Source organism: Bradyrhizobium sp. USDA 4451 (genome assembly GCF_054822585.1).
On record NZ_JBTRCH010000001.1, the window covers coordinates 2,445,274 to 2,467,128 of the forward strand.

General features: G+C 59.0%; 14 protein-coding genes and 3 pseudogenes. 13 read left to right on the plus strand and 4 right to left on the minus strand.

The annotated features are described in order from the left end of the window. The first annotated feature begins 464 nt into the window (after nucleotides 1–464). From ACVMB0_RS11330 to ACVMB0_RS11340, 3 genes are all read left to right on the plus strand, one after another. The gene (locus ACVMB0_RS11330; protein WP_461346270.1) at nucleotides 465–1,898 is read left to right on the plus strand and encodes an IS701 family transposase; all 1,434 of its coding nucleotides are present in this window, start codon (nucleotides 465–467) and stop codon (nucleotides 1,896–1,898) included. A gap of 1,117 nt (nucleotides 1,899–3,015) precedes the next feature. Then, nucleotides 3,016–4,818 carry a hypothetical protein gene (locus ACVMB0_RS11335; protein ID WP_461346271.1) on the plus strand — a complete coding sequence of 601 codons (1,803 nt, stop codon included), beginning with the start codon at nucleotides 3,016–3,018 and terminating at the stop codon, nucleotides 4,816–4,818. Nucleotides 4,819–4,822: 4 nt separating this feature from the next. After that, a complete protein-coding gene (locus ACVMB0_RS11340) occupies nucleotides 4,823–6,376 on the plus strand; it encodes a hypothetical protein (protein ID WP_461346272.1) in 1,554 nt (517 codons plus the stop codon). A gap of 9 nt (nucleotides 6,377–6,385) precedes the next feature. On the opposite strand, the pseudogene ACVMB0_RS11345 reads toward ACVMB0_RS11340, so the two are convergent. From ACVMB0_RS11345 to ACVMB0_RS11355, 3 genes and pseudogenes are all read right to left on the minus strand, one after another. Then, nucleotides 6,386–6,586 (minus strand): annotated as a pseudogene (locus ACVMB0_RS11345) (transposase); the annotation flags it as partial. 255 nt (nucleotides 6,587–6,841) lie between these two features. Then, nucleotides 6,842–7,051: a hypothetical protein gene (locus ACVMB0_RS11350; protein ID WP_461346273.1), complete on the minus strand. Its 210-nt coding sequence runs from the start codon at nucleotides 7,049–7,051 to the stop codon at nucleotides 6,842–6,844. A 178-nt stretch (nucleotides 7,052–7,229) separates the two neighbouring features. Continuing rightward, complete coding sequence (locus tag ACVMB0_RS11355; protein ID WP_461346274.1) at nucleotides 7,230–7,619, minus strand: hypothetical protein; 390 nt, start codon at nucleotides 7,617–7,619, stop codon at nucleotides 7,230–7,232. Between the two features lie 386 nt (nucleotides 7,620–8,005). On the opposite strand from ACVMB0_RS11355, the gene ACVMB0_RS11360 reads away from it, so the two are divergent. Further along, on the plus strand, nucleotides 8,006–8,899 hold the full coding sequence (locus ACVMB0_RS11360; RefSeq protein ID WP_461346275.1) for an ArdC family protein: 894 nt from the start codon (nucleotides 8,006–8,008) through the stop codon (nucleotides 8,897–8,899). Nucleotides 8,900–9,633: 734 nt separating this feature from the next. Here the strand turns inward: ACVMB0_RS11360 and ACVMB0_RS11365 are convergent. Beyond that, nucleotides 9,634–9,912 carry a helix-turn-helix domain-containing protein gene (locus tag ACVMB0_RS11365; RefSeq protein WP_461346276.1) on the minus strand — a complete coding sequence of 93 codons (279 nt, stop codon included), beginning with the start codon at nucleotides 9,910–9,912 and terminating at the stop codon, nucleotides 9,634–9,636. 679 nt (nucleotides 9,913–10,591) lie between these two features. Between ACVMB0_RS11365 and tnpA the strand changes: the two genes are divergently transcribed. The 9 genes and pseudogenes from tnpA to ACVMB0_RS11410 all read left to right on the plus strand — a co-directional run bounded on the left by tnpA (nucleotide 10,592) and on the right by ACVMB0_RS11410 (nucleotide 21,468). Next, the gene (tnpA, locus tag ACVMB0_RS11370) at nucleotides 10,592–11,065 is read left to right on the plus strand and encodes an IS66-like element accessory protein TnpA (protein ID WP_461349635.1); all 474 of its coding nucleotides are present in this window, start codon (nucleotides 10,592–10,594) and stop codon (nucleotides 11,063–11,065) included. After that, nucleotides 11,046–11,399 carry an IS66 family insertion sequence element accessory protein TnpB gene (gene tnpB, locus ACVMB0_RS11375; protein WP_028344496.1) on the plus strand — a complete coding sequence of 118 codons (354 nt, stop codon included), beginning with the start codon at nucleotides 11,046–11,048 and terminating at the stop codon, nucleotides 11,397–11,399. Before tnpA ends, tnpB begins: the two co-directional genes overlap by 20 nt. A 52-nt stretch (nucleotides 11,400–11,451) precedes the next feature. Further along, nucleotides 11,452–12,865: pseudogene (gene tnpC / locus ACVMB0_RS11380) on the plus strand (IS66 family transposase). 105 nt (nucleotides 12,866–12,970) lie between these two features. Then, complete coding sequence (locus tag ACVMB0_RS11385) at nucleotides 12,971–13,441, plus strand: hypothetical protein (protein WP_461346277.1); 471 nt, start codon at nucleotides 12,971–12,973, stop codon at nucleotides 13,439–13,441. Nucleotides 13,442–13,449: 8 nt separating this feature from the next. Beyond that, the gene (locus ACVMB0_RS11390; RefSeq protein WP_461346278.1) at nucleotides 13,450–13,761 is read left to right on the plus strand and encodes an HD-GYP domain-containing protein; all 312 of its coding nucleotides are present in this window, start codon (nucleotides 13,450–13,452) and stop codon (nucleotides 13,759–13,761) included. 1,622 nt (nucleotides 13,762–15,383) lie between these two features. After that, nucleotides 15,384–15,707, plus strand: a complete 324-nt coding sequence (locus ACVMB0_RS11395; RefSeq protein WP_461346279.1) for a hypothetical protein — start codon at nucleotides 15,384–15,386, stop codon at nucleotides 15,705–15,707. Nucleotides 15,708–15,958: 251 nt separating this feature from the next. Next, nucleotides 15,959–17,362, plus strand: a complete 1,404-nt coding sequence (locus ACVMB0_RS11400) for a sensor domain-containing diguanylate cyclase (protein ID WP_461346280.1) — start codon at nucleotides 15,959–15,961, stop codon at nucleotides 17,360–17,362. Nucleotides 17,363–18,135: 773 nt separating this feature from the next. Then, nucleotides 18,136–19,620 (plus strand): putative bifunctional diguanylate cyclase/phosphodiesterase, encoded by a 1,485-nt coding sequence (locus ACVMB0_RS11405; RefSeq protein WP_461346281.1) that lies wholly within the window; start codon nucleotides 18,136–18,138, stop codon nucleotides 19,618–19,620. A 660-nt stretch (nucleotides 19,621–20,280) separates the two neighbouring features. Continuing rightward, nucleotides 20,281–21,468, plus strand: a pseudogene (locus ACVMB0_RS11410) (IS256 family transposase). The last annotated feature ends 387 nt before the right edge of the window (nucleotides 21,469–21,855 follow it).

Genomic DNA, 21,855 nt, shown 5'->3' on the forward strand with positions numbered 1-21,855 from the left:
TCGCGAGCTGGTCAGGCAAGGCACTGACGTTGCACAGCCGTAGCACACGCATTTAGCTGGGGGAGCCTAGATAAATGAACTCTTCTAGGTGGGAGTTGCCAGGCAAGCGATTTACCCGATGGTCTAAGCTGGACGACCTGCGGGTAAACGAACTGTGGGAAGCCGGGCGAACGACGAAGGAGATTGCGAGCGAGCTAAAGCGCAGTGAGTCGGCAATCAGAGCCCGGGTCGCCACCCTTGCACGCCTAAAGAAACGACCCACGGTGGTGGATTAGGATGAAGAGGAGCGGCGTCTTTTATGTGGGCTCCCTTGCTCTCGGCGATCATTGCCGGCTAGTGACGACATGGGGCGAACTCGGCGCATCCGCCCCTTTGTGCGCCCCGCATTAGTCTGACTGAGTCACAAAACAGCCGGCTAGAATCAATGATGGTTGCAGCATGGACCATTAGCCGATGAGGCCGACATGAGCGCGCGTGGCACGAAGACGAGCGAGAAGCGATTTGAGGCGTATTTGGACGGGCTTGCCAGTGTCATCGGTCATGCTGATCGGAAGGCGCCGCTGCGCAACTATTGCGTCGGCCTGATGGCCTGTGGCGGTCGCAAGAGCGTGGAGCCGATGGCGGCGGTGACGGCTCCGGAGCGGACGGCGGCCCAGCATCACTCGCTGCTGCATTTCGTCGGCAGCGGCGCCTGGTCGGATGAGAAGGTGCGGGGCAAGGTACGCGAGATGGTCCTGCCGGCGATTGAACGCCAGGGCCCCATCGAAGCCTGGATCATCGATGACACCGGATTTCCCAAGCAGGGGCGACATTCGGTCGGAGTTGCACGGCAATATTGCGGGCAGCTCGGCAAGCAGGATAATTGCCAGGTGGCGGTGTCGCTGTCGATTGCCAACCACCACGCCAGCTTGCCTGTCGCTTACCGCCTTTCTCTTCCGAAGGAATGGACTGCGGACCGCGATCGGCGGCGCAAGGTGGGCATTCCCGCCGAAGTCGGCCAGACCAAGCCGGAGATCGCGCTGGAGCAGTTGCGGTGGGCCTGTGCGAGCGGCCTTCCACGCGGTGTCGTGCTGATGGACGCTGGCTATGGCAACAACAGCGACCTGCGCACCGAGATCACGGCGCTGGGATTGACCTATGTGGCGGTTCTTCTGTCGAGCACGACGGTATGGGCGCCCGGCACCGGTCCCTTGCCGCCGAAGCCATGGTCGGGCCGCGGCCGTCCACCAAAACTGATGCGCCGCAACCGTCAGCATCAGCCGACCACCGTCAATTCGCTCGCGATCGGACTGCCGGGCCAAGCTTGGCGCACCATAACGTGGCGGCAAGGAACGAACGAAAAACTGACCTCGCGCTTTGCCCGCGTGCGGGTTCGTGCCGCGCATCGTGATTATTGGCAAACCACCCGGCGATTGGAGGAATGGTTGCTGATCGAATGGCCGAAAGGCGAGGACCAGCCAACCAAATACTGGCTTTCGACATTGCCGGAAGATGTGGCATTCCGGACTCTCGTTGAGACGGCTAAATTGCGCTGGCGCATCGAACGTGACTATCAGGACCTCAAGCAGGAGGTCGGGCTCGGTCACTTCGAGGGACGCGGCTGGCGCGGCTTTCATCATCACGCAACGATGTGCATTGCGGCCTACGGATTCCTGATCTCCGAGCGGGAGACGATTCCCCCCTCAAGCGCTCGGCGCGCCCGGCCGATCCCGCTCAATCGCATTCCCGCAGATTACAGACCCCGCAGATCTGCCGCTGCGGACCCAACGTCACATTCCAAATTCGATCGCGACGATGCGACGACGGCTCGAACATGGGCTCGTCCAAATGCTGTCGAGATGTCCTTGTTGTGCGATCAAGTTCGACCACTACACAGATCATCGTTTGTGACGCAGTAAGATTAGGTAGGCGACATGAAAACAGCAGGTCCGAGCGGCGTCAGCTGCGGTCGCGTTCGCTTACCATCGCCGCTGCGATGTCATCGGCGTGTACGAACGCGAAACCAAAACGTGCAACGAGATTAGCGTCGCCGTATGCGGAACACGAGTGGACGGATACGACCACGACAGTGAATGCCAGGTCAGCGGTTTGTTACCATACTTATATCACCACGGCGCGAAGTCGCCTTGGATATTGAGCCCTGGGACGTCGGAGATATGGATCGGCTATGAGGACGACACGTCGTCCTTCTTCTCGGTGAAAATCATTAGCGGTCACGTTCAGGTATTTGATTGCCGCCTAGTCCTGAACTTCACATACACAATATGGTGGAGAACCGCGCAATCCGATAGCTGTTGATACCCCTCGGTTTGCTGAGCCGGGTGATTTCTACGGAGGACTTAGGCCGGAACGACGTCGAACTGGAGAGCTGCGAGGCGGCCGGCGACGCTGGAGCTGGCGTCCAGCGTCTCTCGTTTCCGGCGCTCCAATAGCTTGACGGCAGAAGCGCTTCTGGCCCAGATCGCCATCGCCAAATATGCCAATGGCGAGCCGCCTTACCGCCAGAAGTAGGCGAACACATTCACGCCGTTTCGCTCCCACAGAAGCTAATTCAACGGAATGTGCAATCGCCACGCGCTCGCCATCGACATCTCGACGTACAGGTAGGCGATGGCTTTCGATATCAGCAATCGCCTCCGTTCCGGCCCGGTGCGTGAACCGCACCAAGTTGCTGATTCAACTGTTGTGAACCCTTGGCATTCGCGGCGGAGGCGAATGAACGCCTCCCGGTTTTGGTAGTAGTCCAAATGAGTGCCAGCAGCTAGCGTCTCAACGATCCGTAGAACACTTCGGACCCCGAAGTTGCCGCGATATGCTAAAACGTTATTTCGAATCGAAGGACCCTAGAGTCCACCATAATGGCGGAGCCAATCTGGTCAGGCCCCGCGAATGACAGCTTAGAAGACAGAGAGGTTTGTCGTCGACCGCCCGGTTTAGAAAGCCGAGGCATATACGCACACACAATCACCTGCGAATGCGATACAAACCGCGGCGAACCGCGGAGGAGATCAGGTTATGGAGATCACCAATTTCGGACTCCCTGCCTTCATCGAGGACTTTCCGCCGAATAGTCCCGAATATGCCGACCTGAGCCATCGTTGGACCATCAACGTCAACGGCTGGATCCAGCAGGCGACTCCTGATCCAGCCTATTACTTCTACAATCCACTCTACACTGATATCCCTTTGGGCACGGAAGCAGTGTTGGTCGAATGGGTGGCGTTTCCGGGTCGACTTGACCAGTACTATTCCAAGACGCCGCCAGTCAGTCCACCGAACCCATACAATCTCCTCCAGACCCAGGTTTATGAACTGGCCGACACCGGCTATTACGATGCCGGTCGGAAAACGTTCGAGAACATTCCGGCGACGCTCTGTCCGCAGGCCGATTGGGGCGAAACGCTGAAGACGTTCGGACCATACGGCCCGCGCGGCTGGCTCGACGAATATTGCGAATGGTCGACGGTGCGCGATGGCGACGGCAATCTTGTCCGGGTCGATTTTGCCTGCGAAAACCCTGAGTACTGGAATACGATGTGGAAGGTGTCACAGGAGCGGGTGCGCGAGCTCTACGAACAGACGCTTAACCAAGGGGCGCCAGTCGTAAACCAGATCAAGGTCACGCTCGACGACCTTACCCTGTTGGATTCGAGTGGCAATCCCGTGATTGATCCTGACACCGGCGAGCGCGCGTACAATCCGCTCAACAAATGGAATTCGGGGCCGATTGCAACGCGCGGCGGCGCCGATCCGTATGGCGGGGTTATGCATCTCACCAGCACGCCGAATACCTTGCAGACCGAGCTCGGCCTCGCTGGCGCCGCCACGATGCAATACGTGCCGCCCCAGTTTCAAAGCGATCCGGCCAGTCGTAACAGCGATTCCCAGGCGCTGATCTGCTGCGGCAACTACGGCCAAGCATATCGCCACAGCGATCCAACCATCGGCCAGACCGTCAATCAGGTGGTAGGCGGGCAATATGCTGGCGTGCCACTGCGCGCCTGCCTCGCCAATCCGGTCGGGCTCTATATCCAGGTGCCGGATTCGTCGAGATTCGCCTTTGGGCCCAACATCGAGGTCGGCGTCGACGTGCCCGGCGACGCCAAACCAATCGACATTTACCAGATTCTGCGTGGCTCGGCCGAGGTCGTCGATCCGGTCAGTGGGGCACCGTTCCGCGGCAACATGGTGCTACATGCGGCCGTGCAGATTCCAGGGAACTGGCTCGCCATGAATCCGAATCTAACGCTGGCCGACATGCTGATTAACGGTCAGCCAATTCAATGGGCCGGTCAAATTGCGAACCAATTTAAGGTCGGCTTGTTCGCTCGGCCGCTGTCGGCGGACCGGGCGGCGCCGCTCGCCGATTGCTCCAGCACGACACCGACGCCCGGCGCGCCACTGCAGTGCGTGTGGGCGGGCTTGTGGGACGCAATGAGCGAAGTCAATGAGCCGTGTCCGACCGGCGCCAAGATGCCGCTCACCAGCAACAGCACCTTCATCGCGCCCTGGCTGCCGGCTGACGGTTCGGCGCAGAACCTCGTGCTGACCTGCAATCCGACCAGTGAGCCGGTCTCGGTACAGGTCCAGCTTGCCGACGGCTCGGGGCCGGATCCGAGCATTGCGGTTACCCTTCACAGCGCGACGCCAACCTTCTACGCGGTGCCGGGCAATTCGTATCCAGGCAATTACACGGCACTTGCTGTCACCGTAACGGTGCCGAGCGGCGCCACCACCGGCCTGCGCGGCATCCAGATCATCCAGACCATCAGCAAAACCGTACTGGCTCTTCCGGCCGCGGTCTACATCAGGGACTAGGGCCATGGCATACTGCTCGCGGACACTGGTCCTCGCCGCCGCTCTGTTCGCATTCGCGCGCGGCGGTCCGGCGCTGGCGCAGCCGACCGACGCCAATCCCTGCGGTGCCATCGGCGTGACCCAGGTGCAGCCGAAGGCGATACTGCCAACTTATTTCAGCGCCGCCTCGAAGAATCAGATCGCAGCAGACTGCTTCGCCTGGCAGGAGTTCATTTACCTCAACTGGAAGGCCGACCCGAAGGTTTCGGGGACGCCGGATGCGAATACCCCGTGGTCGAGTTTCGGCATGCCGGAAGATACCTCGGCGACGGTCTGGGAAAGCTTCCTCTCGGCGAGCCAGGCGTTCACGCAATCGGACGCACGCGCCAAATCGGCTTGGCATGACAAGCGTCCGTCAACGAAAATGCTGTTCAATGTGTCGAAGCTCGGAGACGCTGTGCTCGAAAACATCGGCCAGGCTGGCAATGGCAAATGGATCACCGACCAGCGCGGCGTTCCGGCGTTCTATGAGATCCTGTTGAACGAGGACGAGTACGCCTACATCACCACCAATGTGTTCGACGATTTGGATCTCACCACATTCGCCGGCCAGCGCGCCTGCGCCTCGCAGCAGGGCCAGAGCGGACGCGGCGGCTTCAATCTGCCAGCCGGAAATGCGCTAGGCAACACAGACGTCGACTGCAAGGGCAAGGTCACTACCTATGGCCAAGGCGTCGGCGCCATCGAGATCAAGGCCGCCTGGGTGGCGCTGCCCTCGGACGGTTCGCTCAACTACCGTTACAAGACGACGTTGGCTGAATACACCTTGCCTGGCGGAAAGCCTGTTCAGGCGACCATGGGCCTCGTCGGCCTGCATATCATCCACAAGGTGCCGGGCGCCAACCAGTTCGTTTGGGCAACCTTCGAGCAGATTGACAATGATCCCGATGACAACAATGGCAATCCGGTCGCGCCAACCTTGCCGCGCAATCCCAACCAGAAGCAATCTCCGGGCTATACGTTCTTCAATACGAACTGCAACCCGCAGACCGATATCTATTATCGCTGCAAGCCCAACACCCCGCCGGGCGACGCGTGCACAATTGGCAAGCCGCCGACGCCAGACTGCTTTCCCTATTCGGCGCCGATGCAGATCACCCGCATCACGCCGGTGGACTCGCAGGCGAATTCCGTCACTGATTATGCTTGGAAAATCCTGCCGGCGGATTCGGTGTTCAACTATTACCGTCTGATCGACGTGCAATGGCCGAACAGCCCGCAGCCAGTACCGCCGCAGAGCACTGTACCGCTCTCGACCGGCGACATCACGCCGTCGAGCGCCAGTCACATCGTCGCCAACACCACCCTTGAGACCTACTTGCAGACCCAGAAGTCATGCATGGATTGCCATCAATCCGCCAGGATAGGCAATCCAACGCAGCAAATATTTGCTAAAGTTGCCGGCCGCCGGGTGCGCCGCGTCCTGGTCGAGCCGCCAAAAGCGCGAATGGGTGCAACTGATAATCCGGATTACGCGTCCGATTATTCCTTCGTATTTACTGTGGAAACGAACCGATGAGCTGAGAGCAGTGTGATGCTGGGCTGCCGTCCGCTCCGGAGCCGTCACCGCCGCCATCGGCTCCACGCTCTTGCGACCGCCACAGGCCATCAGGCCGACGCAATAGTTGCGCAGCGGCGCCTTCCGATCAGCATGACCGATGACACTGGCAAGCCCTTCCAAATACGCCGCAAATCGCTTCTCGCTCGTCTTCGTGCCACGCCCGCTCATGTCGGCCTCATAGGCTAATGGTCCATGCTGCAACCATCATTGATTCTGGCCGGCGGTTTTGTGACTCAGTCAGACTAGAGCGTTTTCCGATCGCGTTGCGTCGTATCCAGCGGCGGCGAGATAGTTGGACATTCCTCGGGTGAGAAGCGTTTGAGAGCATTAGCGATTGCTTGCCGGAGATCAGGCATGGTGCGCGCGGCAGCGGAGCGCAACAGCGCCTTCAATTTAGAGAAGGGCTGACCTGCCACTGAACTTTCATCCAGCGGGAGTTAGAGTCTCGGTGTTTTTGGCCGCTACGCCTTCAAGAAACTCGATGATGAGGTCTTTGCCGAGTATTCCCTTGTGATCGAGGAATTTGATCAGTCCCACCAGGGTAATCTTCTGCACAAGCAGTAGCGCGAATGTTTCAATGTTTCGCTGTCCATCTTCAACTCCGAGCCGCGACAGGACAGTATCAGCCAGCACGGCGGTTTAGCTATCGGCGTCGTTCGCGAGAACCACTTCCCCGGAGGCCTGGACCGAAATGTCCTTGCTCCGCTTCGGCGGCAGGCGAGTTTGGCTCTATCCAGCCCGTTCCCGCGACGGGCCTCTGGTTTAAATTGGTCTGTACGTCAGGGAGCCCTATTGGGCTCCCTGAACTTCGCTAATAGGCCAGCGGATTGATGTGTCGCGACGGGGGATGAAGAAGCTTGTTGAGTTGGTTTCGGAGAAGGCGAGCTCTCAGTCGTTCGTCTTTCGTCTCCCGGTAGAGCTTCTCATCCTCCGCGTCATAACGACGGTTCTGTTGCAGAGCCAGAACGTATCCTGTTCGCAACCCCGCCGCAGCATCATCCCGCGCGGTCTTCGCTGTAGACGCAGCAGCCCACATCTTTTCTCCGATAGCGCGCTCGAGCTTTTCGGCGGCAGTCGCTGAGATGACACGAGCCAGCGCAGAACGCCGCGCGTGGATGCCAAAGAAACGCACACAACCATAGGCGCAGCGAAAGTTGTCTTTGGGCGACGCGAAAGCCGCCCGCTTGCGGAAAATGTTCATTGAAGATGTCCCTCATGATTGAAGTGATCTCCTATGAACCTCGCCACCCCTACTTCCTGACACTCGGCTTTATGCCCTGAATTCCCGCGATTGGCGGCTCAGGTCATGAGTGCAGCGCTGACGCTCGGTCCTCCAAACCAGCCAGCGAGCGCCTCAAACGTGCGGCATTTTGTCGATCGCGGCCGAGACACGTCGCCGCGCGATATCGCCAGCTGAATGCCCGGTCTCCCGATCGCGGCCGGCCTTGCCCGCGTTGACCTGACGCAGAGCGCCATGCGCCGCAAGGGGCAAGCCCTCGCGCAAGCGCGCCCTTCGGGTGCGGCCCCTGTCTCTCCGCGTCTCTCCGGTCACCGGCAAGGCCGAGCGCCGCCAGAACAGGAGAGACCATGAGCAACAATCGCTTCGATATTCATCAGCACATCACCGACCGCATCGTCGCTGCTATCGAGGCCGGGACCGACAAATGGCAAATGCCGTGGCATCGCGGCAGCGGCAGTCGCCGGCCCGTCAACGTGGCGTCCGGCAATCCCTACAACGGCGTGAACATTCTGGCATTGTGGATCGAGGCGCAGGTCCACGGCTACGGCTCGCATCTCTGGGGCACCTACCGACAATGGGCCGGCAAGGGCGCCATTGTCAGGAAGGGCCAGAAAGCCTCCTACGTCATTTTCTACCGGCAGATTGAGATCGAAGCCGACGATACCGATCAAAACGATCCCAGACGGCGGCTGGTCGCACGGGCAACGCCGGTATTCAACGCCGACCAGGTCGATGGCGACCGCACCGCTGAAGACAAGCCGCAAAGTGCGTTCCCACCCGTTGCTTCCGTCGACGGCTTTGTCGCCGCAACTGGCGCAATCGTGAGAAGCGGCGGTCGTCGCGCATGCTTTTTCCCCTCACGCGACGAGATCCATATGCCCGAAAGCTCCATGTTTACCGGTTCCGCGACGTCATCTGCAAGCGAGGCATACTACTCGACGCTGCTACATGAACTCGTTCACTGGATGGCACCGGCCCATCGCTGCAATCGCGACCTGTCCGGTCGCTTTGGTCGCGACTCCTACGCGATGGAGGAACTCATCGCCGAGCTTGGCGCAGCATTCCTCTGCAGTGAACTCAACGTCTGGGTTGAGCCACGCGCGGACCACGCGCAGTATCTGGCGCACTGGCTCTCCGTGCTTAGAGCCGATAAGCGGGCGATCTTCACAGCCGCTTCAAAGGCGTCCGAAGCCAATGCCTACCTTGCCAATCTGGCGACACCAATTGCCCAGCCGACGTGAGCGCTCAAACCGCGTGGCGCGCACTATCACCGAAGCAACGCGCCACGTTGCAGCGCACCAAGCCGACCAAGCCTCATCTCGATGAGTGGTCCTGTCTTTACGCCAGCGCCGCACCTGCTACTTTGGCCGGATCAAGCTACCGGCGCGCGTCGCAACGAGGAGGTCCTTTGCCGAACAAAAGCCGTGCTGACGAGGTGGCCCAAAGCGCCCGTATCTTGAAGGCATTCCGGTCGCTGCAGCATCCTGCCGACCGACGACGGGTAATCGAATTGGTTGAAGCCATGTCGACAGCCAACGACGCGCCGAGCACGCCGCATCCACCCGCCGGGCCAACGAGAGTCCTGAGCCTGCATCTTTGCCGTCTGCGCGTTTCTCACTTGTCTGACGCGCAGTGCGCCCTACTTGAGCGGGCACCAGACCTCTGCGAACTCGACGCTCCATGGTGTGGATTTGCTGCGAGGCATGGCGCTAACATAATAACCACAACAAGAGGGGCGATGCCATGATCCTCGTGCGGCTCGCTCGTTGCTTGGTGGCGTCGGATGCAGGTCTTCTTTGCATCCAACCTCTGTCTCAAATAACGAGAAGAAAAAGGGGCCGTACGAGCGACCCCTTCCTCCTATAACCGCGAGTGCGACGCCCCTCTTGTGAGTCGATTGGACATGCCCCTCAACCGCGCTACTAAAACGACTTAAGACAAACGCTTGCATTGCGATTTCGCGGCGTGTGTATCGCTACTCCTTCTTACGACGGAGACGCGGCTTCGGCCGCCCGGGCGAGGTCTTGAGAATGTCGGCACAGCCGGAGGGCTCGATAAAGAGCTCGGACGGCTCAACGCCGAGCGTTGCGGCAATACGATCGATGACATCAATCGTTGGGTTTTTCAATTGCCGCTCGAGACCCGCCAAGTAGGAACGGTTGATCCCGGCCGCGCGAGCCAACTCTTCTTGCGAAAGGCCCCTTTTTAGGCGGATCCGCCGGACGTTCCAGGCCAGTGTCGCGCGAGGTTTCATGGTCAAAACATTACCATGCGCTCGGCCGGTTAAAACACTGGCTATAGCCCACCATTTAAACCCCAGACCACATTCTTGCTACTTAGTGTCGACGACATCGAACATGGATGCCTGATCATGCATGTCATCCACCAGCGGCGAACCCGGCTCGACCGTGCGCTCAGATCTAAACGTTTGTATGTATTGGATAGATGCCTCAGATCGATTAGGAATATCAGCAGCCAAGGACAACTGCTGCGCAGCACGCCAGCCGCTGCGATAACTGTTTAAGTAAAAGTAATTCCTTGATCGCTGATGCGCACCGAACTTAGTCGCGAGAGCCGCAACCAGGCTATCTGATTTCAACTCAACCGACTGCGTTCCCAACCAGCGTTCGAAATTGACGTCGAAGATCCGCCTTGCACCTCGCTAGGCGCGAGGGCCAGCCGCGACCGGACTCGGCAGGAAGGTGCGGATTCTGGATGGAAGAACACCGACAGAGCCTTTCCGATGTCCGTTCATGTTGTCGCTGATAGCCATGCCAAGCTTGGCGCCATTTCCGGTATCCTGGCCCACGAACACAGCGTTACGGCCGAATAGCTCGCCAACGGCGCTACCGTAAGCGCGAATTTCTCCGCACCTTTTGCTTTTGAGTGCTCTGATGCATGAGGTGTCCACCAAAATAGGTGGACACCTTGTGATGGCAGCGGACGATCAGAAACTGCGGGTCAGACTTGTTGGCCGGAACGGTCGCCGGCGCTACGAGGCGGCATCGAAAGAGCGTCTTGTCACGGCCTGCCTTGAGCCTGGGGTTTCGGTATCGAGGCTTGCACTCGAACATGGGGTCAACGCGAACCTGCTTCGGAAGTGGATCAAGAAGCACACCGCGACCAGGTCGCTGCCGCCGTCCTCACGCCCGGCGTTCATCCCGGTTCAGCTTGAGGGGGCCGCCGATCGAGCCCTGTCGCGGCAAGACAGCGTGGCGACGGTGGATTTGCCGGCGACTTGCGATGAAGTGCGTGGTTCGGAACCCAAAGGGACTCCAGCTTTTTGTTCTCCGGCCAAAGTGAGCGTGTCGCTGCCGAACGGCGTGAAGCTCGCGCTGGAATGCGGCGATGTGGATGCATTGACGGCGATCATCGGAGCACTGGGCCATGTTCAGACTGGGCGGTGACCTGCAGGTCTATCTGCACCGTGAGCCGATCGACTTCCGGGCTGGCATCAACAGCCTTGCGGTCCTGGTCCAGGAGACGATGGCGCTCGATCCATTCACGCCGGCGGTTTTTGCGTTCTGCAATCGCCGTTGCGACCGGATGAAGTTGCTGTTCTTCGACCGGTCCGGCTTTGTGCTGGTCCTGAAGCGGCTGACCGAGGACAAGTTCCGATGGCCGCGCCGCCAGGAGGCGGTCGTCCGGCTTACGACCGAGCAATTGCACTGGATCCTTGATGGCATCGATATCGATGCGATGGTCCGCCATCCGGTGCGGCACTATCAGGTTGCCGGCTGAGCTCTCGAGTTGAGCGGTTGACGCGTCGGTACGGTTCAGATTCAAGAATCCGATGAATCGAACCGGCGATCCGAGTGTTGAAGTGCTGTTGGCGCGCATTGCTGCGCTGCAGGCGGAGAACCATCAACTCGCCGACCGCGTCGTCAAACTCGAGGAAGAACTGGCGCTGGCACGCCTGCATCGTTTTGCGCCACGCAGCGAAAAGCCGCGTGAGCGCGTCGAGTATGACCTGCCCGACGATCAGAAGGCGTGTCCTTGCTGCCGCGGCCAGATGCATCGCATGGGCGAGGCTGTCACCGAGCAACTTCATATCGAGGTGAAGGCGAAGGTTTTACAGAACGTACGCTTCAAATATGCGTGCCGCCATTGCGATCGCACCGGAATCAACGCCCCTGTCGTGACCGCGCCGATGCCGACGCAGCCGCTGCCGGGCAGCGTTGCCACGGCCTCAACGCTGGCGTTCGCGCTGGTTCATAAATATGTCGATGGCACGCCGCTCTACCGCCTGGCGCAGGCCTTCGAACGCGCCGGCGTTCCGGTCAGCCGCGGCGCTTTGGGTCGCTGGGTGATCGGCTCGAGCGAGAAACATCTCTCCCGCATCTATGACGCCCTGAAGCTGCGGCTCAGATCGCAGCCTCTCATCCATGGCGACGAGACGACGGTTCAGGTCCTCAAGGAGAAGGACAAAAAGGCCACCAGCACATCGTATATGTGGGCTTATCGCAGCGGCAAGGGCAGTCACGAGCCCATCGTTCTTCTGGATTATCAGCCGGGCCGCGGCCAAATCCACCCCCAGGCCTTCCTCGGCGATTACCGCGGCATCGTGATGAGTGACGGCTATACCGCATGGCGCACGCTGGAACGGGCCACCCACATCGGATGCATGGCCCACTCCCGGCGGCGCTTTGTCGATGCCCTCAGGGCGAGGAAGAAGGGCGGCGGTCCGCCCGAGCAGGCGCTGCGGTTCTTCGACCAGCTCTACCGGGTTGAAAGGCAGGCGCGGGACGGAATACCGGAGAAGGGTGAAACACAGGCCGACTGCATTCGCCGCTTCCGCCAGCAACATAGTGTTCCCACCCTCAATGCTCTCAAGGTATGGCTCGATGACATGGCCCCGAAGGGTCTTGCCTGACAGCAAGCTCGGCGACGCCGTATCCTACACCCGAAACCAATGGGAATATCTGACGCGCTACACCGGGGACGGCTGCATGCTGATCGACAACAATCTTCTGGAGCGCGACATCAGGGTTTTTGCAACTGGCAGGAAGAGCTGGTTGTTCAGCGATACCGTGGACGGAGCCAAGGCCAGTGCCGTCGTCTACAGCCTGATGCTGACCTGCCGCGCCTCACGTGTCGAGCCGTTAGCGTGGTTGCGCCACGTCCTCACCGAATTGCCTCAGCGCGCCGGCGACGCCGATATTACCGACCTGCTGCCCTTCAACTTCCACAAAGCCGCCACTACCTGAACGGCCCGGTATCGCCCGATACTAGGGCAATCCTTCAAAACCGCCGGCGTCAACGTGCGGGGAAAATCGCGCTTACGCGCTACCGTTCCCACCGCCAACGAAGCGGTGGTTGTTAACGTCGATTTGCGCGTCGTCGAGAACATTGAAACCCTGAAGGGCAGGCTGGCGATCATGTTGCGCGCGCCCAAGCGTGTCTTTGTTGTCGACCAACCCACACGGCTCGCGACGGTCCAAGCCTATGCGCTTGGCGCAACACACGTACTTGTGAGTCCAATCAAGCCGAGGCAACTCCTTGAGAAGCTCTCCACCCGAAACGCTCTGCCGGGCGATTCAACCAAGGTACTTTTGGGCGGCGAAAAGATCGCTTCTGAAGGAGCTGATTGTCTTTCAGCGATGTTTCGAGCTGCCGCGGGCGGCCTTACGATCGACGTGGCGGAGACACGTCGCGCCGGCACTGCGATAGCCGACGTCACCGAGCACGGTCTTGCGAAATGGCTGACGGTCGTTCGTCGTCACCACGAAGGTACGTATCAGCACTGCCTTCTGGTGACGGCATTGCGGTGGACTTTGGCTTAGATCTTGGCATGGTCAGGCAAGACATTGATCGCCTGCATGCCGCGGCGATCTTCCACGATATCGGAAAAGCAACGATACCACTTGCGGTGCTCGACAAGCCCGGCAAACTCGATGACCGTGAGCGATCCCTGATCGAAACCCATCCCGCGGCTGGGTACGAGATGCTCTTGGGAACCGCCGAGGTCTCGCAGGAAATCCTCGATGCGGTACGGCATCACCATGAATATCTCGACGGCAGCGGCTATCCGGACGGTCTCTCCGCCGAGAATATTCCCGACATTGTCCGCATCCTGACGATTTCCGATATCTTGCGGCGGTGATCGAGCACCGACCGTATCGGGCGACCATGTCTCGCGATACCGCTTACGAGGTCCTGGTCGGCATGAAGGGCAAACTGGAGAGCCCGCTGGTTGATGCGTTCCGGCATGTGGCGCTCAGCTGATGACTCCCGACTTCTCTCTACACTCGCGATGCCACGAGCGCGATTCGAACACGGGATCCTGATGGGGACGAAATCGGAATTCGATCACGAATGCCAAGCACAGGCGATTGAAGCCAGGTGACTACGTTTGCTGGCAAGGCACTCCTGATATGGACCTTGGCGTCGTCAGCAGTGTGGGTCGCTTTGGCGTTGTCATCCGGTGGGCGAACGGTCAACAAACCTCGCCGCTCTTCAACGACATGCGGCTGGTGAGCCAGACAGACCTCAATGGCCGCGTCAATCAAGGATAATGCTCAAAACGCTAGATAATAAGGTCCGCCGCGCCACGGCCCACACCTAGCCCCGAGGTTACTTGTTCGCTGGCTCCGTTGATAATGTGCTTGGTCGCATCGGTCGACCAATTCCGGAGATGCAGTTGAGAATGCCGATCTCCGCGACGTGGATCTTCGCGGTGGTCGGCCCGTGTCGCAAGCCGTTTCGGTTCGAAGTAGCCATTCTGCAAAGCAGCTCCCAAACTTTAGTTCGGTCGCGACCTGCCATGTCTGGTTCGGCGCCTTAAGTCGCAAGTCCGACCCACGCGAGCACGATCTTTATGAGCTTCGTGCTAAGCCTATGTTTTCCTTTCCGCTCGAATACAACTTCGCTTCACTTGCGATGGCACACCGCTTGCTGAACGAGCGAAGTGATCCGGTTCGTGCTGTCATCCCAGCCCGCAATCGCGACCCAACGCTCAGATAGGCCGGCCCCGGAGCCAAGTGTGCTCGACGACCGGCCGCAGAAACTTAACGCATCAGAATTGAGAGGAACGTCATGGCTACCCCGAGAACGTCGTGCGCTCCGCTTTCTTTCTTTTCCCGCCTGGATTCACCGACGCAGGCGGCTCCTCGCAGAGCCATTTGATCGGACAAGTGTTGGTCCTTGGCTGCAGCGGCGACTTCCTCAAGCAGACCGAAAGGTTGGCCGCGACGGTTCCCCGATTTGCGGGCGGACGCCCCAGTGAAACGCAAGCAAGATATAACCTCGGCCCATGCATGTGGTCGGGGGCTGACGTGTGTCCCGCCTCGTGATGCGACCTCGACACGTAGCGGGCCCTTACGGAATGCGTGGATTGGATCCAATTCGGAGCGCGCGTTCGATTGGAGGCCCTCCTCAAATATGGAAGGGAAGAATAATCATGTCGGGTTGCTGACGTCGCCCTCTTCAACCAGGCGGGGGCGATCAACACAAAAATTCATGTACTGCCGGTGCCTGTGCCGAACTTTTATACCAACATTTCAGGGCGACCAGCTTGCCCAGTGCCAACTAAGCGGAGATGCCGGATTTCGGCAACATTGCGCCATTGGGCGCGCTTACAACGAAGCTGCGCCGCATTTTCTCTAGCAGGTTCTGAATATTAGCCGCCTACAAGATTTGGCAGGTCCTAGCTCAATTCGCTTTTGTATATAGTTGAACTCTCTCACGCATTTCGGCGCGGGGACCACGGCAGATTACGGAGGCCACATGGCACACAAGAAACTCGTCAATCAAAGTGGGCTGACACTTACGGTGTTGCTCATCACGCGCGTCGGCTCAGAGCCGAACCAGTCCGGGCCGATCGTCCCAGCGGCGCTACCGGTGGGCGGGAAGCAGACGATTGAGTACGGTAATGCGCAGAATCCTTTTCTCAATGGGCTTGTGATCTCCTCATCGTCCGATGGTGCGTTTTCGAATGGGTCTCAGATCGTGACGACTCGAGGCAGCAGCTGGGATAACATACTGAACACGCACGATACGCTTACTTTTAGCGGAGCGGGTGGACTGAACGTGGTGGGTTCGAACACATAACCCGTCACGGCGCCAGCGCCGCGACGGAAATTGGCCGCTCGTAGATGATAAGTTGATGCGGGCGCTCCGCCGTACCGCTCAAGGGGGGGCAGCTGATGGACCAAAAAGGTGAAGCTCATGACCTCTGCGCTCGTCAGCTTCGGCGGAGACGAATCAGTGATGCCTTCACCTTGTAAAGCGAGATCCGTGAAGGAAGGCCCGAAGTACATGAAAGGACCTCGTGGAGTCATCTTGGAATGACGGTATAGCATATGAGTACCAATCTCGCAGTGCATGGCCCGCCCAAAACGTTGCGGCTGGTCACAGAGGCCTATACGAGCCTGCTCATCATCGGCTTCGCCCTGCTGCCCACTCAGTTCATCGCTTATCTTTATTTCCAGCAAGATCCCGCGCTGAAGTTTGAGGATCACCTCTTCCACGAGTTCGCCATCGCCATCGCCACCCTCGAGGGGCTGTTCGTCACATATGTGACCTGGCGTTGCTACCGGTCTTCAGGCGAGCCTCTGTTGCGTTGGCTGACGCTTGGTTTTCTGGCGTTCGCACTGATCTATTCGCTACACGGTGCCTTCACCGGGATGGCACACCACAATATTTGGCTGTTTCTGCTCTATGGGCCGGCTTCGCGTCTAGCAATGTCGATTTTGCTCTTGGTCGGGCTGCTCAGCTACAATCAGCCGTCAGACGAGTTCGAGAAGCGTTCGGACGCGCGCGCATGGTTGATGTGGATTGGCCTGTTCTTGGCTACGGACATCGGTGTCGCACTGATCGCCTATTCTTCATATGCGGGGCACCCAGCGGTCCGCTTGTCCATGGAGGGCGGCGCATTGCTATTCAGTGTGCTGAATGTCTTGGTCATGCTCATGCGACGGATTCACTCGCCGCTGATGCTTGTTTTTGGCGTTTCCGTCGCGTGGTTCGCGCTATCGTCGCTCGCATTCATTCTAGCGGCGCCATGGAATCATATGTGGTGGCTGGCCCACGCGATCTTTGCTGGCGGGTTCTTTTTGCTCAGCTACGGAGTTGTCCGGGCTTTCCGAACGACGCAATCGTTCGCGACCATCTATAGCCAGGAAGAAATGACGGCCCGCCTAGCTCAATCGATGGCCGATACTCAAAAGGCGCTCCAGCAAGTGCAGCTGAGCAATCAAAGGTTGGAGCGGCTTGCCGCCACCGATCCGCTGACTGGTGCCGGGAATCGGCGCCACTTCATCGAGCATATCGGCGCCGAGATCGCGCGGGCCAAGCGGACCGGTGCCCCATTGTCTCTGCTATCGCTCGATCTGGACCATTTCAAAGATATCAATGACTCACGCGGCCACAGCGTCGGCGATGAAGTCCTGCGCATATTCGTACGAAAGTGTCTGGAGGCGATTCGGCCTTACGACTCCATCGCGCGCGTGGGTGGCGAAGAATTCATGGTGTTGCTTCCGGGGGCGACGCTCGACGCGGCTAGCGCGGTAGCCGAGCGCGTTCGGTCCGCGATCGAGCGTACTGCATTCGACGTCGGAGCCGAACCGCCGGTTGGCGTCACTATCAGTGTTGGAGTTTCGGAGTTCGGGCGCGATGGCGACACGCTCGACCAATTCTTGAACGTCGCCGACCAGCGGCTCTATCGCGCAAAATTTGAAGGTCGCAACCGTGTTGTAGTCGCTTAGGTTATCGTGGACCGTGCACTTCGTCTCAATCCGCCTTGGCCCTACGCCGGTTCTCGCTGTCATTTCTCCGAGAAAGAGCCTCGCCCCCACTAACAAGCATTCGGTCATGGTCCAGCAATTGAAATGTTTGCAGGTGAGTTCGCACCGCAACGGGTTGCTGCCGGGAGCTGCCATGTCGTTGCGTTTCAACTGCGCTAGATCGCCTTCGCTCCGTCGATCGCTCAGTTGCCGATCACCTCACGCTGCGAAGGTCAGCGTCCCGGGTGCGCGCCCGCGGTCATCGATCGGCTCGCCAGGCAATTGGGAGGAGGTCCGGCTCCGAAGCACTACTGGCAGAAACCCAGTCGCACTGATCGCTGCCGCACGTGAACTGGTGTTCGCCCATGCGTTCTCCAGGTGTTCAAGGTCTCGAAGCGGCATATCGAGGACGTAACTTGTTACTTCGGCCGCGTTAACAACGTGCGCACTTCCTGGTCCCTTGAGCACGACTTTGCCGGGAGGGCTTCGCGTCGCCGATATCGCATCACAGCTCGCGATGACGTAATTGAAGCTCGGCACTCGACGCCCAACATCTGGTCCGGTCAAGATTCTTGCTGCGGGCGAGAACCTCACTGGGCCGTGCATCAGGTTTGACTAAGATGAGATTGTCGACATCACGATCGCGCCTATTGCGCTTCGTTTGGCGTAGTTCTGCCACGAGGGATTTCATTGCTCTCTTCAGTGGCCTCGTTCTCGCTTCAGTCTTAGCGCACCTCTATGGGCTTGTCCCTCGCTTGATCCGGTTGGGGCTGGGCTTAGAGTCTGCACTCGACGACATCGTATTCACCATATTCGTTGCGTTCTTACTCAGCGTCTCGCTAGCAATCTTTAGTGTTCGGCGGTATCGACAACTCGTCCGCGAAACTGAAGCACGAATCATTGCAGAAGGAGAAGCCTGCGATTTTGGGCGACACGATCCGTTGACCGGCTTGCCGAACCGCCGCTTGTTCGATGAGGAACTTGATCTGTGCCTTGGCTTCGCCACCGACACGCATCAAGTCGCCATTCTGATGCTTGGCCTCGACGGCTTCAAGCGAATCAAGGACGCGCACGGCCACGCAGCGGGGGACAAGGCACTCGGCGAATTTGCCAAGAGGCTTGCCGACATCTTGCGCAAGGACGGCGTCCTAGCGAGGATTGGAGGCGATGAATTCGGGATCGTCCTGCCAAACATTAGCTCCCTAGAAGATCCCGCCAATCTGGCGCGCCGTATCGTAGCGTCCGCCGCCGACACTTTCGCGATTGAGACTGGCGCAGCCGAGCTTGGTGTTGGAATTGGCATCGCGATCGCTCCGCTTGACGGCATTAATCGCGACGAATTGGTCAGGAGCGCAGAACGCGCGCTTTATCGCGCGCAAGGCGATGGCAGATCGCGTGTTCGCTTTTTCGAGCCAGACATGGACGCGCATCTCGAGCGGCGCGTTCAAATCGAGCGCGAGCTTCGTAGCGCTGTCGCGGCGGACATCATCGAGCCGCACTATCAGCCGCTGGTTTCACTCGCAAATAATCGCATTATCGGGTTCGAGGCCTTGGCGCGTTGGGAAAACAGGACGTTTGGGAATATCCCGGCCGACGTGTTTATTCCGATTGCAGAAGAAACGGGTCTCATCAACGCACTTGGAGATCAGCTTCTTCGCCGCGCCTGTCTTGACGCAAACGCGTGGCCGAAGACGTTTTCGCTTGCCTTCAACATTTCGCCTGTTCAATTGCGAGATTGCGCGCTTCGGGAGCGCATTCTAGCAGCTCTTGCTCAAACCGGTTTGAGTCCATGCCGCCTCGAGATTGAAATTACCGAGAGCGCGTTCGTAGAAAAAACCGGCGCTGCGAAGGCCGTGATCGACGAACTTCGTCAAGCCGGCATCCGCGTCGCGCTCGATGATTTCGGAACGGGTTATGCTACGCTCAGCCAGCTGCTTTCGTTTCGTCTTGACAAGATCAAGATCGACCGCAGCTTTGTGTCGAATCTCGACAATAGTACCGACAGCCGGGTGATCGTTCGTGCTATACTTAACCTTGCTAAAGGATTTGGTTTGACGACGACGGCCGAGGGGATCGAAGACGAAGGCCAGTTGGTCTATCTGGCGGCTAATGGTTGTACAGAAGGACAAGGCTATCTATTCAGTGGTGCCGTTCCAGCCGCGGGTATTCCCGCGCTGCTTGATCGAGAGGCTGGCCGCAGAGCGGTCACTGATGATGGAGCAGGAAGTCTGCTTGCCTGAGTCGACGTGCTGAGTTCTTGAGGAGCGTCCGCCACAAGTGGGTTGCAAAGAAGTCACGCTTGTCCCCAGAACACCTGGAACGTGCTCGGGGGGCTTAATCAAAAAGGGGGCGTTAGATTCGCGACGCTGCATTGCATACAGCATCCGAAATTGCATTGTTGCTATGGGTAAGCGCATTCTCTTGGGCAGGCGGCAGCTTTTAAGAAATCAGATCGGCCCGATCAGTGGGCGGGTGGCTCACCTTTTTCAACAACTCGCGTGAACGCGCAGGGGCTCCGCGTGCGGTCCTATTTCCTCAGGTCGCACGAGCGGCCAAGCCTGATCTTCGACCACTCTCTTCGCCCCGCCGGTGTGCAGATGCGCAATGGTGGAGGACTACAGTCAGACATCTGTCGTTCGGACATCGTCTAACGCGCCCGATACCCCTCCGGTTGAAGTGCCGGAGCTCAATGTTTCAGTCTGGTTCCTGACCGCCAAGCACTGTCGCACGCGCACCCGCTAAACACACTGCCATTGGCACCCGGTTGTGCCGCCAGGCGGAACCCTCCCGACGGGGCCATCTATAATCAGTGACGCCCGCGAGGCCGTATCACTGATAACGTACAGAGTCGGACGGCTTCTTCTAGAATGAAGGAGCTTTGAATGAACGATGGGAATGCCATGGGTCAGGTTATCCAAATTGATGAGGCCCGGATTCGAGATCACCTGGGCGAGATGGTCCGCGGGACGGTGGAAGAGACCCTGAACGCGATGCTGGAGGCCGAAGCGGACCAGCTGTGCGGGGCTGGGCGGTATGAGCCAGCCCGGCGCGGCAGGACACGAGGGCAGGCAGCTACGAGCGAACGCTGCACACCAAGGCGGGCGATGTCAATCTGCAGGTCCCCAAGCTACGGCGGCAAACCTTCGAGACGGCGATTATCGAGCGCTACCGGAGGCGGGAGAGCTCGGTCGAGGAGGCGCTGATCGAGATGTATCTGGCCGGGATTTCGGTTCGGCGGGTCGAAGACATCACGGAGGCGCTGTGGGGCACCCGGGTCAGCCCGAGCACAGTGTCGAACCTGAACAAGAAGATCTATACCAAGATCGAGGCGTGGCGGAATCGCAGGATCGAAGGCGAGCATCCGTATCTCTACCTCGACGGCATCGTGATGAAGCGCAGCTGGGCTGGTGAGGTTCGCAATGTCTCGCTGCTGGTGGCCTCGGCGGTCAATGCCGAGGGGTTCCGGGAGATCCTCGGCATCTGTGAGGGCGCCAAGGAGGACAAATCCGGCTGGTCATCGTTTCTGCGGCATCTCGTCGATCGCGGTCTCAGGGGCGTGCAGTTGGTTGTTTCCGATGGGTGCCGAGGTCTTGTCGAAAAGCGTTGCGGATTATCTGCCGGAGGCCCGCTATCAACGCTGCGTGGTGCATTTTTATCGCAATGTCTTCAGCCACGTGCCGTCGACCCGGGTCCGCGAGGTGAGCCACATGCTCAAGGCCATTCATGCCCAGGAGAGCCGCGCCGCGGCCGACGAGAAAGCCAGGAGCGTCATCGCGGATCTGCGGGCAAGCCGTATGGCCAAAGCTGCTGATCTCGTCGAGCAGGCGGTTCACGAGACGCTCGCCTACTATGCCTTTCCGGACATCCATTGGCGGAAGATTCGAACGAACAATCCGCTCGAGCGCCTCATGAAGGAGATCCGGCGACGAACCCGTGTCGTCGGCGCCTTCCCCGACGGTCAATCCTGTCTCAACTTGGCGGCGGCCCGGCTGCGGCACATTGCCGGAACGGCGTGGTCGACCAAATGCTACATGAACATGCGACCGCTCTATCAGCCACAACTCTCTGAAGCCGGAGCCGTCGCCTGATCAAAAGTGCGAAAGATTCTAGACAGTACCGTATCACTCAACACCAAACGAACTAGTAGACAAGGCTCCCAATGCGAAACCTAATCTGACTTGCGGTCTCGCGGGAGGACATGACGTAGACTGTCCGATTTCTGACATGCTGTCCGTCTGGTCCGCTTACTCAGAAAATTTACTTTACTGATCAAGCCCTCGCAAATTGGCACAAGGTTTGAAGGAAAGGGGCATCGGCCGCAGTCTCTCGCGGAGACCGAGGCTGCAACACCGCGTCTTCGGCTATGGCCATTTTTTCGCAATGATACGAGCTACCACATGGAGTCGGTCTCAATTGCACGTCACAAAGCCTGCCCTCAATGTGGCTCCGCATTGGTCCACCTTGAGTGGCATGAA

Excerpts from the sequence above, each read along its gene's own strand:
- ACVMB0_RS11330 (WP_461346270.1), top strand. The coding sequence starts at position 465 with ATGAGCGCGCGTGGCACGAAGACGAGCGAGAAGCGATTTGAGGCGTAT.
- ACVMB0_RS11335 (WP_461346271.1), top strand. The coding sequence starts at position 3,016 with ATGGAGATCACCAATTTCGGACTCCCTGCCTTCATCGAGGACTTTCCG.
- ACVMB0_RS11340 (WP_461346272.1), top strand. The coding sequence starts at position 4,823 with ATGGCATACTGCTCGCGGACACTGGTCCTCGCCGCCGCTCTGTTCGCA.
- ACVMB0_RS11355 (WP_461346274.1), bottom strand. The coding sequence starts at position 7,619 with ATGAACATTTTCCGCAAGCGGGCGGCTTTCGCGTCGCCCAAAGACAAC.
- ACVMB0_RS11360 (WP_461346275.1), top strand. The coding sequence starts at position 8,006 with ATGAGCAACAATCGCTTCGATATTCATCAGCACATCACCGACCGCATC.
- ACVMB0_RS11365 (WP_461346276.1), bottom strand. The coding sequence starts at position 9,912 with ATGAAACCTCGCGCGACACTGGCCTGGAACGTCCGGCGGATCCGCCTA.
- tnpA (WP_461349635.1), top strand. The coding sequence starts at position 10,592 with ATGGCAGCGGACGATCAGAAACTGCGGGTCAGACTTGTTGGCCGGAAC.
- tnpB (WP_028344496.1), top strand. The coding sequence starts at position 11,046 with ATGTTCAGACTGGGCGGTGACCTGCAGGTCTATCTGCACCGTGAGCCG.
- ACVMB0_RS11390 (WP_461346278.1), top strand. The coding sequence starts at position 13,450 with ATGGTCAGGCAAGACATTGATCGCCTGCATGCCGCGGCGATCTTCCAC.
- ACVMB0_RS11395 (WP_461346279.1), top strand. The coding sequence starts at position 15,384 with ATGGCACACAAGAAACTCGTCAATCAAAGTGGGCTGACACTTACGGTG.
- ACVMB0_RS11400 (WP_461346280.1), top strand. The coding sequence starts at position 15,959 with ATGAGTACCAATCTCGCAGTGCATGGCCCGCCCAAAACGTTGCGGCTG.